This window comes from Dyadobacter sp. SG02 (genome assembly GCF_900109045.1).
In the GTDB taxonomy this organism is placed as follows: Bacteria; Bacteroidota; Bacteroidia; order Cytophagales; family Spirosomataceae; genus Dyadobacter.
This window is the reverse complement of sequence record NZ_FNYL01000008.1, coordinates 174979-187436: the sequence shown is the minus strand read 5'-3', so window position 1 is coordinate 187436 and position 12458 is coordinate 174979. Positions and strand designations below refer to the sequence as shown.

The window sequence follows — 12458 nt, the reverse complement described above, 5'->3', positions numbered from 1 at the left end:
GACATTAACTTTTTTCTTCATGGAAACTTCAAATCAAAATAACCAACCTGGCAACGACCATAGCGGTAACGACCGTCGTGACTTTCTCAAAAAATCACTGGCCGGAAGCGCATTGCTGACTTTGGGAGGCGTATTGCCCGGTTTTAGTCCGAAAAGTTATGCCAAAATCATCGGCGCGAACGAAAAGGTTCGTGTAGGTATGATGGGCGTAAACAGCCGCGGGCTGGCGCTGGCGACGAACTATGCATTGCAACCGAATTGCGAAGTAATATCTATTTCGGATGTCGATACCCGTGCCGCCGAGAAATGCATCGGCATCGTGACCGACACCCAAAAATCAAAACCCGCCAACATCCCTGACTTCCGCAAGGCGCTCGAAAACAAGGATCTGGATGCGCTGGTCGTAGCCGCGCCCGATCACTGGCATGCCCCGGCGGCCATTCTGGCTTCCAAAGCTGGTAAGCACGTGTACCTCGAAAAACCATGCAGCCACAACCCGCACGAAGGCGAATTACTGGTGGCGGTGGCCAAAAAATATAAGAATGTAATCCAGATGGGCAACCAGCGCCGTTCCTGGCCGAATGTGGCTGCCGGTATCAAGGAAGTGCATGACGGAGCCATTGGTCGGCCTTACTTTGCGAAGGGCTGGTATACCAATAACCGTGCTTCCATCGGCATCGGCAAAGAAACGGCTGTGCCCTCCTGGCTCGATTATGAATTGTGGCAGGGCCCCGCACCGCGCCGTGCATTCAAGGATAACCTCGTGCATTACAACTGGCACTGGTTCTGGAACTGGGGTACCGGCGAGGCGCTCAACAACGGCACCCACATGCTCGACCTCATGCGCTGGGGCCTGCAAGTCGATTTCCCGACCCGCGTAACTTCCTCAGGCGGCCGTTTCCGCTACAAAGACGATTGGGAAACGCCCGATACGCAGGTCATCAACCTCGAATTTGCGAACAATACCGCCATGACCTGGGAAGGCCGTAGCTGCAATGGCCGGACGATCGAAGGCAGCAGCGTGGGAGTTGTTTTCTATGGTGAAAAAGGCTCGCTACAAATCGGTGAAGGCAATAACTATAAGATTTACGACCTCGATAACAAGCTGGTAAAGGAGATAAAGAACGACCTCGTTATCGATCCACGTAATAAAATGAACCCGTCGCAGAGCCTCGATGCATTTCACATCCAGAATTTCTTTGATGGTATCATGAAAGGCGCGCCCCTGGCGGCTGAGATCGTGGGCGGGCACCAGAGTACGTTGCTGGCGCAGCTGGGAAATATTGCCATCCGGTCTGGTGAGACGCTGAATATCGATCCGACGAACGGGCATATTAAAGGGAGTAAAGCGGCGGAGAAGTTTTGGAAACGCGAGTATCAGAAGGGCTGGGAACCTACGGTTTAGTAGCGTCGGCTTTACCGCCGTGCCTACGGCCCTTACCGTCGGATAAAGCCGACGGTAATAGATTGGGTTAATTAGAAATCCAGTCCCGTCTGATTTATCTGACGGAAGGAAATCTCCACGAAGTCGGGATTTCTCAAATATTTCATTTGAAAAACAATTTTTTAATGAAAAGCGAAGCCATTGCCATCAAAGTACAAGACCTGACGAAGCGGGAAACGATGATCTCGATCTTCCTGATCGGGCTGATGTTCTTTATTTTCGGTTTTGTGTCGTGGGTCAATTCCATTTTGATCCCCTATTTCAAAATCGCCTGTGAACTCACCAGCTTTCAGGCTTACCTCGTCGCGTTTGCATTTTACATTGCCTACTTCGTGATGTCGGTGCCTTCGTCGTACCTGCTCAAAGCCGTCGGTTTTAAAAAGGGGATGATGATCGGGTTCTGGGCGATGGCTTTGGGGGCGTTCATTTTCGTGCCGGCGGCTTTGTCGCGTACCTATGAGATATTCCTAGCCGGCCTTTTCACGATCGGCATCGGGCTTGCCATTCTGCAAACGGCTGCTAATCCATACATTACCATCCTCGGCGCTAAGGAACGCGCTGCCCAGCGGATCAGTATTATGGGTATTTGTAACAAAGCTGCCGGGATCCTGTCCCCAATTGTATTTGCTGCGGTGATCCTGAAACCTACCGACACGGACCTTTTCGCTCAGCTAAGCTCCATGACGGACGTGGAACGCAGCGCAGCCCTGGACGAACTGATCAGGCGGGTAATTAACCCGTACATTGGCCTTGGAATCTTTTTGTTCACATTGGGCATCCTCGTTTTCAAATCGCCGCTCCCCGAAATCGACACGGAGCATGAAAGCCAGGAAATAGCCTCTGCCAATGCAGGTAAGAAAAGCATTTTCGACTTTCCGCACCTCATCCTGGGCGCGCTGGCGATATTCCTGCACGTAGGCACGCAGGTGATCGCGATCGATACCATTATTGGTTATGCCAATTCGATGGGCATTGATTTGCTCGAAGCGAAAGTATTCCCCTCCTACACGCTCTTCTGCACCATTTGCGGGTATCTGATCGGGATTACGGTTATTCCAAAATTCATCAGTCAGGTAAATGCGCTACGGATCTGCACGCTGCTTGGGACGATTTTCACCTTGCTTATCATCTTCACGCATGGGCAAGTGACCTTCCTGGGGCATACTACTGATATTTCCATCTGGTTCGTCGTGCTGCTCGGATTGGCCAACTCGCTCGTATGGGCAGGCATCTGGCCGCTTGCGCTCGATGATCTGGGGCGTTTTACCAAGCTAGGAGCGTCGGTGATGATCATGGGGCTTTGCGGCAATGCGATTATGCCCCTTTTCTATGGACATTTCGCGGATGTGGTGAGTGTGCGGGAGGCGTATTGGGTGTTGTTGCCTTGTTATTTGTATTTGGTTTTCTATGCGGTGAAAGGGCACAAACTGCGGAAATGGGGATTTTGAAAAATGCGTAATCATTAATCAATTATTACGGTGCGCTGCACCTATCTACCCATCATCGATCATCAAACGTCTACAAATATTACGGTGCTCTGCACCTGAGCGTTAAGGTGCAGGGCACCGTAATATTTGTAGACCGTAATATTTGTAGACCGTGATATTTGTAGTTCATAATATTTGTGAACCGTAATATTTGTGAACCGTAGTATTTGCGAACCGTAATATTTGCGAACGTAATATTTGCGAACCGTAATGTTTTTGGGTGGCACGGGGCCACAATTTCAACAATTCAAAACGAATGCGATTAAAAATAATAAACGGAACCATCATCACCCCGTACCGCTACATTCGGAACGGGACTGTGCTGGTTGAAGATGGAATCATCATCGGAATTGAAACGCGGGATGTGGATTTTCCGGGGGCGGAGGTGATTGATGCGGGTGGACATTATGTAGCTCCCGGCTTTATCGACCTGCATATTCATGGTGGTGGCGGGCATGATTTCATGGATGGAAGCGTGGAGGCGTTTCTTAAAATCGCAGAGACGCATGCGCAATATGGTACCACGGCATTGGTTCCTACTACATTGACGGCTGAAAAAGAGGATTTACTCGAAACGCTGGATTTCTATGAAAAGGCGAATGCGACCAACTTCAACGGCGCGCAGTTTCTGGGGATGCATTTGGAAGGGCCCTATTTCGCATTAAGCCAGCGCGGCGCGCAGGACCCGCGTTATATCCGCAATCCCGATCCCGCAGAGTATGAGGAAGTGTTGGCATATTCCAACTCCATTACCCGTTGGAGCGCTGCGCCGGAGCTGCCGGGGGCTATTGATTTTGGGAAAAGATTAAAACAAAAAGGCATTCTGGCAGCGGTGGCGCATACGGATGCGATTTATGAAGAAGTGCTGGAAGCCTACGAAAATGGCTACACACTCGCGACGCATTTGTACTCGGCCATGTCGGGCGTGACGCGCAGGAATGCGTTCCGGTACGCGGGAACGATTGAGAGCGCCTTTTTGCTCGATATGGATGTCGAGATCATCGCCGATGGCGTGCATTTACCCGCGCCGCTTTTGAAACTCATTTATAAAATCAAAGGCCCGGATCGTATTGCATTGATTACGGATGCCATGCGCGCTGCGGGAATGCCGGATGGCGAAAGTACACTCGGTTCGCTTAAAAACGGATTGAAAGTGATCGTCGAGGATGGCGTGGCCAAGTTGCCCGACCGCACTTCGTTTGCCGGAAGCGTTTCCACAGCCGACCGGCTGGTGCGTACGATGGTCAATATGGCCGATGTGTCGCTGCTCGATGCGGTGCGGATGGCGAGCGCCACGCCTGCCCGCATTATGGGCGTACACGATCGCAAGGGCACATTAGTAGCGGGCAAAGATGCCGATATCGTCATTTTCGACGCCGACATTTGCGTTCAGAGGACCATAATTAAAGGAAAAACAGTTTACCATAACGCTATACAAAATTTAACTACCACATAAAATGAAAGTTGACCAGCTTGAAATAAAGATCTTCGAAACCCGGCAGGAAATGGGCGAAAACGCGGCCAAAGCCGTTGCCGACAAGATCCGGGAGGTTCAGGATACCAAGGAATTTGTGAATATCATTTTCGCTTCCGCTCCTTCACAGAATGAATTTCTGGCCGCATTGAAAGACGAAGCGGGCATTCAATGGGAGAAGATCAATGCATTTCATATGGATGAATACATCGGCATCGCCGCCGATGCGCCGCAGAATTTCGGGTATTTCCTGAAAGTACGGTTGTTCGATCATGTGCCTGTGCGTTCTGTTTCGTACCTCGACGGTAACGCTACCGATCCGCAGGAAGAATGCGACCACTATGCGAAACTGCTCCGCGAGAACCCGATCGATATCGTTTGTCTGGGTATTGGCGAGAATGGACATTTGGCATTCAACGACCCGCATGTGGCGTTTTTCGATGATCCATTGGAAGTGAAAGTGGTGGAACTCGACGACGCCTGCCGCCAGCAGCAGGTGAACGACGAATGCTTCGATACTTTCGGCGAAGTACCGCAAACCGCATTGACCCTCACCATTCCAACTTTGATGAAGGCCAAAAACGCATTCTGCATTGTCCCGGGCGAGAAAAAGGCGCAGGCGATTTACCATACCGTAGCCGAGGACATTCAGGAGGCATTCCCGTCGACAATCCTGCGCACGCACCCGAATGCGATCCTTTTCATCGACAAGGCAAGTTCAGGGAAACTCAAAGAAATTTCGTCATACTCGCAGGCATAGTTCCGCACCGGAGCTATCTTGCATGTATTACCTCAACCCATTCAAATGAGAAAAGAACTCTTGACAATCGCGTTATTGAGCGCAATGGTATTCAATCAGGGATGTAATTCGAAAAAGGAGGAAGCAAAGAATGAGGAGAAGAAACCGCTGAGCCTGATCGTGGTGGAGCCCGGCCACTTCCATGCGGCGCTGGTCCAGAAATCCATGTACGCCGACGTTGATTCCGTCGTGCACGTGTACGCGTCCGAAGGCCCGGATGTGAAGGCTTACCTCGACAAGGTGGAGAAATATAACACCCGCCCAGAGGACCCGACGCATTGGAAAGAAGAGGTTTACACCGGCACCGATTTCTTTGAAAAAATGATTTCGGAGAAAAAAGGCAATGTAGTGGTGCTGGCGGGTAACAACCAGAAGAAAACCGATTTTATCAAAAAATCAGTAGACGCAGGTCTTAACGTCCTCGCCGACAAACCGATGGCCATCGACGCGGCTGGTTTTGACAAACTGAAAGAAGCATTCACGAGCGCCGACAAGAATAAGGTGCTCCTGTACGACATCATGACCGAGCGTTATGAGATCACCAACACCCTGCAACGCGAACTCGCATTGTTGCCCGACATTTTCGGCGAGTTGCAAAAAGGCACACCCGGTAACCCTGCGGTGTCCAAAGAAAGCGTTCACCACTTTTTTAAATACATTTCCGGCGAGGCGCTGGTACGCCCTACCTGGTTTTTTGATGTAAACCAGCAAGGCGAAGGGATGGTAGACGTCACGACCCACCTCGTGGACCTCGTGCAATGGAGCTGCTTCCCGAATGTGTCTTTGGATTATCAAAAGGACATTCAACTCCTCTCGACCAAGCGTACCGCCACCCAGCTCACGCCGTCACAATTCAAACTCGTTACTAAAAGCGAAACCTATCCTGATTTCCTCAAAAAGGACGTGAAGGACTCGTTGCTGAATGTGTATTCCAATGGCGAGCTGAACTACACCCTGAAAGGCGTGCACGCGAAAGTATCCGTGATCTGGAACTTCCAGGCCCCCGAAGGCACCGGCGACACGCATTACTCGATCATGAAAGGCTCAAAAGCCAACCTGATCGTCCGCCAGGGCAAAGACCAGAAATATAAACCGGTTCTTTACATCGAAACCACCGATAAAAGCAAAGCTTACGAAGACGCCGTTACGGCCGCATTCAAAGGTGTTCAGGACAAATTCCCGGGCATCGAGCTGAAAAAGATCGCTGCGGGTTGGGAAGTTGTGATTGATGCCAAATACGATACAGGGCACGAGTCGCACTTCGCGCAGGTAGCTAACAAGTATATGGAGTATCTCAAAGCAGGCAAATTGCCTGAATGGGAGGTGCCGAATATGATTGCGAAGTATTGGCTGACGACGTCGGCGTTGAAGCAGGCGAAGGGTGGGAAGTAAGTGATGGCAAAAAACTAGTCTTTAGCCGTCGTCTTAAGACGACGGTAATAGATTTCTTCGGGACGAGCGGTTTGTGGCTGCTCGTCTCTTTTTGTTTATCTAAATAAATAGCAATCGCACTGCTTTCGGCTAACAATTTTCTTCTTCGGAAATTTTTGCCAAAGCCGCATCAATGTCGTCCTTCCTGGCGCCTCGCGTCAAATCCAACATGACAACCGTTTCGATCTCAAAATCATCATCATGCGCCGCGACGATCGAAAACCAGATTCCCTCGGTGAAATCACGGTGAAAAGTCGTCATAATATCGTGCTTCGGTAAATACAGCGGTTCAATATCTACCTGCCGAAAGGCAATCTCCTCGTCAATCAGGTCATGCACCCATTCACATTGGTTGCCGATTGTCGCGACCCAGCACACATCTTTCGCAATGATTTTACTGATTACCTCATCCAGATATCGCCGCTCGCGATCGTCGCTGACCAATACACAAAGCCAGTTGGCATATGGAAGGTGGTCCGACCAGTTGGTTGCAGTATCGTATTCGACTAGCGTTACCTTTCGGCCGTGGAGAAAGTAGTCTGGTTGCATTATTATAGGTTAGCTAAGACTTGAGGTTCGTTCCGATCATGGGAAGCTCAGCAATGACATCGAACTGCTTTCTATCGCCGTTGAATTTTCGAATGGCGAGGGAATTGCACCAAAATTGGGCGTTGAAATCTTTAAAAAGCGAGTATGCTATATCGATCCAATGCGGTTGCAGCCGCCTGCCGATAGTCATGTGCGGTGTTTCGAACATGTCGGTCCAGCCTTCGGTGTGGATACTTAGAATCTCGGGACTGAATGTCTGCCGGAATTGAATGCACCGGTCAATAACCGAGCTCGACGATTCGCTGGTCAGATGCACGTAAAATGCTCCACTCCCCGAGAAGTGATGAAAGCCCTGAAATTCCAGTTCGAATGGTTCCAGACTTCTAGCCGCCCTTGTACATTCTTCCAGCAATGCCGGATAATACTTGTCCAAGGCATAAAACTCAAAGAGCGTAATGTGCGCTTCTGAATTGACGCTATTGTAGAAACCGCCAATGGCTTTCTTCAAAGCCAGCTTCATTCCTCTCACTTCCGCGATGATGTCCGCGGGCGGACGTATGGCGATGATGTAGCGGATCGGCTGGCTCATTTGTGAAAAACACTTATTTCTCGTGAAAAGTAATTATTTATTGACTGTTTTCGTGAAAAGTGATTATTTCGATTACACCCAGTTTAAACTTGGGTGCGTCCCGCTATGTGGATTCGGTGAGAAATAAGAGTTATTAAGACGATATTACTGCCGTTCGCATGTTCGTTCCTGCCGGCTAATCATTCTTCGAGTAAATACACTTTCCCCAACATTTCTTATTGCTAAACGAACATGAAACGAGGAATGCGGCCGTCCTCCCCAGGCGCAATTTTGAAAGAAATTATCGACGGTCTGAAAGATGACTTGGGACATAAGTTGACGCTTACAATGGTCGCGGAAGGACTTGGCATTACCCGTAAGGCACTATCAAATATCCTACATGAGCGAAGGCCAGTCGACGCCGAAATGTGCATACGATTGTCGGAGGCGTTTGGAATGAGTGCCGAATTCTGGCGTGACGTCCAAATTAACTACGATCTTTGGCAAGCGAAAAGAAATATAGACCGGAAAGCAATAAAGCGATTCTGGCCGCTGGAAAATGAAATGATAAATGAAGGCAAAGCTTGACGTTTAGGCAGTATGAAGACAGTTAAAGAGCAATTGGAATTTAGAGACAAGCTCCTCCCCGGCCTAGACAAGGCCTATGAGAAGCTCATCGAATTCAAGAAGCAAAAAAACAGCGTACTCGTAGTAATGCGAGACGGCAAAATCACGCATATCAAGCCCGAATAGAGCCCTCCCCTCGCCCAATCCGCTCCACCTCTGCAAAAAACGCAATTAACTCCTTAAACGAAAAGTAAGTATCACAAAGCTCCGGCGCGTGGCCTTGTTCTTTGAGGGAGATGATGTAGCCGGTGAAAATCGTCCAGAGTTCGTTGGACCAGCTTTCGGCGCTGCTGCTGCTCAGGAGCTTGCCTACTTCCCGGCCATAGGCCAGCAAGGTCGGGTCCGAGGGGGCGAGTGCGTGTGTTTCTGTGTTCATGGGGTCGGTTTTGGAAGTGTGGGACAAAACTTGCCTTTACGTTTTCAGTAAAGCACGCATTCCCGCCAATTGTATTCAATACAGCGGCCCGGTAACTTACGCCGAAATACCTGTAAATTACCCGAAAACTTCCCGCCGGATTTATATAAATTGCCATTTCAACGAAATCGCTTTCTGTATGACACATACTACCTCCAACCCGAAGATCCACGAAGGCCGCAACGTCAAGCGCTTTCGAGAAATGCTCGGCATCAAACAGGATTTCCTTGCCTTCGAACTCGGTAGCGATTGGAACCAGCAAAGAATCTCATTACTCGAACAGAGAGAAAAAATCGATTCCGACATCCTGGAACAAGTATCAGCTATACTCAAAATACCCGTGGAAGCGCTCCGAAATTTCGACGAGGAAAAGGCGGTGAATGTTATTTCGAATACGTTCAATGACAGTTCTATGCTCAATGCCGTTAATAACAATCCGACTTTTCATCCTATTGATAAACTTTTGCAGCTTCATGAGGAGAAGATTGCGCTTTATGAGCGGATGTTGAAGGAGAAGGATGAGATGATGGGGAGGTTGGAGAGGTTGATTGTAAGAAATTAGCTCTAAGAATTATCGACCTTCTACCAATATGCAAATTCCATTATAAATGGTATTGACAATCGTCTGACTAGTACAACATGATTATCTCAAGAATTAAATTAAAAAACTGGAAGAACTTCAAAGAAGTCGATGTACCTCTTCGAGACAGAGTATTTGTAGCAGGGCCAAATGCTTCCGGGAAGTCAAATCTTTTAGATGTGTTCCGCTTTCTTAGAGACATAGCCAAGCCAGGTGGTGGATTACAAAAGGCTGTGACGGATAGAGGGGGTATTTCAAAAATAAGAAGCCTATCTGCACGTGCATTTCCAGATGTAACCATTGAAGTCCATTTTTCAGAAGATGATCATGAAAAAACCTTGTGGAAATACTCGATTGGAATTAAGCAGGAGACACGCGGGCACAGGCTTCCATACTTGACACATGAAAAAGTTTGGCATGGCGACAAGCTAATTTTAGATAGGCCCGATAAAAATGATAAAAATGATCAGGAGAGGCTTACACAAACTCACCTTGAGCAAATCAATGCAAACAAGGAATTCCGTGAGATAAATAGGCATTTTGAAAATGTGGTGTATTTGCATTTGCTACCACAGCTATTAAAGCATCCGCAATCATTTACCGGACCTGATTTACCTGGCGATCCATTTGGCAAAGGATTTCTTGAAAGAATATCCAAAGTAAATGAAAAGACCAGAAGGGCGTGGCTCAAAAAAATTGAATTTGCACTCAAAGTTGCCGTTCCACAGTTTAGGGAATTTAACTATACAGAAGAAAATGGCCGGCCGCACCTGGAAGCTATTTATGAACATTGGCGTCCAAAGGCGGGAAAGCAACGTGAGGATCAATTCTCAGATGGAACTCTTAGGCTAATTGGACTACTCTGGTCCTTGCAGGACGGAGACGGGCTATTATTGTTGGAAGAACCCGAGTTATCCTTGAATGGAGCGATCGTTTCAAAAATTCCGTCTCTAATTTACAAACTTCAAAAACCCAAGAAACGACAAATTATACTAACATCGCACAGCTCAGATCTTCTAAACGACAGGGGTATATCACTCGATGAAATCCTCGTTCTTGAACCGACACCAGAGGGCACGCTGGTTAAAACCGCATCCTCAATTCCGGAGATAAAGATGATGCTCGACGGAGGCATTACGCCAGGAGACTCTATTTTACCCAGGACCAAACCCAAGAACATTAACCAATTATCGTTGTTTTAATGGCAATACCTGTTAACCTAGTATTTGAGGATGAATTGAGCGAATATGTTCTTACGCAACTTCTAAGCCGCTTTGGATCCAAATTCTATTCCTGTGTATCATACAATGGTCATGGATTCGGTTATATAAAATCCAAAATAAATGGATTCAATGAAGCTTGTAAAGCCATCCCCTTCATTGTTCTGACTGATTTAGACAATACTCCGTGCCCGCCAGAATTAATCGAACACTGGTTTGAACGCCCGTTGCATCCAAATATGATTTTCAGGATTGCCGTTAGAGAAGTCGAAGCATGGTTACTGGCGGATATCGAAGGGTACGCAAAATTCTTGGGAATTTCGGAAGCCAACTTCCCTAATAATCCCGAGCAAGAAATCGATCCCAAAAGGACTCTTATTGCGCTTACCAGACGCTCCCGCAAACGCAACATCAAAGAAGACATTATCCCAATTAACGGCAATGCTGCCATTGGACCAAATTACAATGGTAGACTTATGGAATTCGTTTTCGAGTTCTGGGACATTGACCGGGCGATGGGAAGAAGTGAAAGTCTGCGAAGAGCATTCATGAAGCTACACTCATTTCAAATGACAATTTTGGATTAATTTGTAATAGCCAACACTAGATCTGACAGTGAGTTTTTTAGGAATTGCTCAAAAAATGAATTTGAGAAGGGGTCGGGAGATTCTCAGCCCCTTTTTCATTTCCGTCGGCCTGGGTATTCCTGGCGGGTTGCTCTCCAGCAGAGCCCGATTCCGCTTTCTCAGGCAATTTGAAATTATCACTTTTATCAAAAAGCTCATTGACATTTTTGCTCTTTGCAATCGTCTTGCTGTCCAAAAAAGTCTGCAAAGGTGTTTTGCCGTAGCAGTACCTTCCGCTGTGGGTCCTCTCTGAATTGTAATAATGGATCCACTTGTCGATATCGTCCTGCAACGCTACCAAGTTCTCATAGATTTTCTTCCGGAAGGCAATGGCGTAAAATTCCTCGGCACCGGCCGCCCGGCTGCATCGTCCGGTGGAACCGCTCGCAAATACCATCGGTCTGCGGACTTTTTGCTTTCGTTCTGGTATGATCGATGTCCTCGATATTGAGGTAAAGTTGATATTCGTGTTGCTATTTTGCGCCGCAATACCGCCGGGCGGCCCCGTCAGTCCCCCGGTCAGTAAGTATACGTAGAAGATCAATTTCTTGCTCCTGATAAAATGGGATCACTTTATCGTTGAGCATATCTGCGGCAACCAGAGCATTTTTACGATCATAGACCTTTGCAAACGCCACACGGCTATATGTGTCGATGAATGTTTGCTGGTAGATCTTGCCAACGCCTTTTATATATCCAACATAGTAAGTGTCCTGGGCGCCAAGATAACCTGGGTGGTGCGTTTCAATTTCACCTTTGCTTTGCTCTTCCTCCTTTTTTCGTTCAAGGGCCGCAACCTGCACATCGGTAAGGATCAATCCCTCCTGAGCAACCTTGGCATCCAGTGCTTTCAACCGCTTTTGAAACGTTTCCAGGTCATGTCTGACCCAAACACAGCGAATGGTTGATGGCGCGACAAAGATCCCGCGTTTTCTCAACTCGTTAGATGCCCGCTGCTGCCCAAAAGCAGGTGATTCAATTGCGTAAGCCACCACCACATCCTCAATCTGCTTTTCAATGCGGTTTTTTAAAAGCGGCTTGCTCCTGCTAATCTCCTTCAAGGCCAGCTCGCCGCCTTCATCGTAGAGCTTTTGAAAGCGATAGAAACTGTCGCGCGAGTAGCCCATCACTTTGCAGGCATCCGACACATTCCCCAACTTCTCGGCTAACTTTAACAAGCCAAGTTTCGGTTGAATTAACTTCTGCGTTGTTGTCATACTTAACTGATTTTAAGGTTA

13 protein-coding genes and 1 pseudogene are annotated in these 12458 nt (G+C 48.1%); 10 read left to right on the top strand and 4 right to left on the bottom strand.

Annotated features, from left to right (window positions below; genetic code table 11):
• Window positions 1–19 precede the first annotated feature (19 nt).
• From BMW93_RS20005 to BMW93_RS19985, 5 genes are all read left to right on the top strand, one after another.
• The gene (locus tag BMW93_RS20005) at window positions 20–1405 is read left to right on the top strand and encodes a Gfo/Idh/MocA family oxidoreductase (RefSeq protein WP_090380354.1); all 1386 of its coding nucleotides are present in this window, start codon (window positions 20–22) and stop codon (window positions 1403–1405) included.
• A 164-nt stretch (window positions 1406–1569) separates the two neighbouring features.
• Window positions 1570–2892: a sugar MFS transporter gene (locus BMW93_RS20000; protein ID WP_090380351.1), complete on the top strand. Its 1323-nt coding sequence runs from the start codon at window positions 1570–1572 to the stop codon at window positions 2890–2892.
• Window positions 2893–3187: 295 nt separating this feature from the next.
• Window positions 3188–4387, top strand: a complete 1200-nt coding sequence (gene nagA / locus BMW93_RS19995) for an N-acetylglucosamine-6-phosphate deacetylase (protein WP_090380348.1) — start codon at window positions 3188–3190, stop codon at window positions 4385–4387.
• Between the two features lies 1 nt (window position 4388).
• Window positions 4389–5165, top strand: a complete 777-nt coding sequence (locus BMW93_RS19990) for a glucosamine-6-phosphate deaminase (RefSeq protein WP_090380345.1) — start codon at window positions 4389–4391, stop codon at window positions 5163–5165.
• 45 nt (window positions 5166–5210) lie between these two features.
• Window positions 5211–6596 (top strand): putative oxidoreductase C-terminal domain-containing protein, encoded by a 1386-nt coding sequence (locus BMW93_RS19985; protein WP_090380342.1) that lies wholly within the window; start codon window positions 5211–5213, stop codon window positions 6594–6596.
• Between the two features lie 129 nt (window positions 6597–6725).
• Here BMW93_RS19985 and BMW93_RS19980 read toward each other — a convergent pair whose 3' ends face one another.
• Complete coding sequence (locus BMW93_RS19980; protein ID WP_090380339.1) at window positions 6726–7184, bottom strand: hypothetical protein; 459 nt, start codon at window positions 7182–7184, stop codon at window positions 6726–6728.
• A gap of 13 nt (window positions 7185–7197) precedes the next feature.
• The gene (locus tag BMW93_RS19975; RefSeq protein ID WP_090380336.1) at window positions 7198–7773 is read right to left on the bottom strand and encodes a 2'-5' RNA ligase family protein; all 576 of its coding nucleotides are present in this window, start codon (window positions 7771–7773) and stop codon (window positions 7198–7200) included.
• A 231-nt stretch (window positions 7774–8004) separates the two neighbouring features.
• Here BMW93_RS19975 and BMW93_RS19970 point away from each other — a divergent pair, with 231 nt between their 5' ends.
• Window positions 8005–8340, top strand: coding sequence for a HigA family addiction module antitoxin (locus BMW93_RS19970; RefSeq protein WP_090380333.1), 336 nt, complete (start codon window positions 8005–8007; stop codon window positions 8338–8340).
• 12 nt (window positions 8341–8352) lie between these two features.
• On the top strand, window positions 8353–8505 hold the full coding sequence (locus BMW93_RS35510; protein WP_177194137.1) for a hypothetical protein: 153 nt from the start codon (window positions 8353–8355) through the stop codon (window positions 8503–8505).
• On the opposite strand, the gene BMW93_RS19965 is transcribed toward BMW93_RS35510, so the two are convergent.
• Entirely contained in the window at window positions 8492–8755 is a 264-nt protein-coding gene (locus BMW93_RS19965; protein WP_090380330.1) for a hypothetical protein, read from the bottom strand. The genes BMW93_RS35510 and BMW93_RS19965 overlap by 14 nt on opposite strands.
• Window positions 8756–8933: 178 nt before the next feature.
• Here BMW93_RS19965 and BMW93_RS19960 point away from each other — a divergent pair, with 178 nt between their 5' ends.
• From BMW93_RS19960 to BMW93_RS19950, 3 genes are all read left to right on the top strand, one after another.
• Window positions 8934–9356 carry a helix-turn-helix domain-containing protein gene (locus tag BMW93_RS19960; RefSeq protein WP_090380790.1) on the top strand — a complete coding sequence of 141 codons (423 nt, stop codon included), beginning with the start codon at window positions 8934–8936 and terminating at the stop codon, window positions 9354–9356.
• Window positions 9357–9433: 77 nt separating this feature from the next.
• The gene (locus BMW93_RS19955) at window positions 9434–10576 is read left to right on the top strand and encodes an AAA family ATPase (protein ID WP_090380327.1); all 1143 of its coding nucleotides are present in this window, start codon (window positions 9434–9436) and stop codon (window positions 10574–10576) included.
• A complete protein-coding gene (locus BMW93_RS19950) occupies window positions 10576–11181 on the top strand; it encodes a DUF4276 family protein (RefSeq protein ID WP_090380324.1) in 606 nt (201 codons plus the stop codon). The genes BMW93_RS19955 and BMW93_RS19950 overlap by 1 nt, the downstream gene beginning before the upstream one ends.
• Window positions 11182–11371: 190 nt before the next feature.
• Here BMW93_RS19950 and BMW93_RS19945 read toward each other — a convergent pair.
• A pseudogene (locus tag BMW93_RS19945) lies at window positions 11372–12437 on the bottom strand (IS481 family transposase); the annotation flags it as partial.
• Window positions 12438–12458 lie beyond the last annotated feature (21 nt).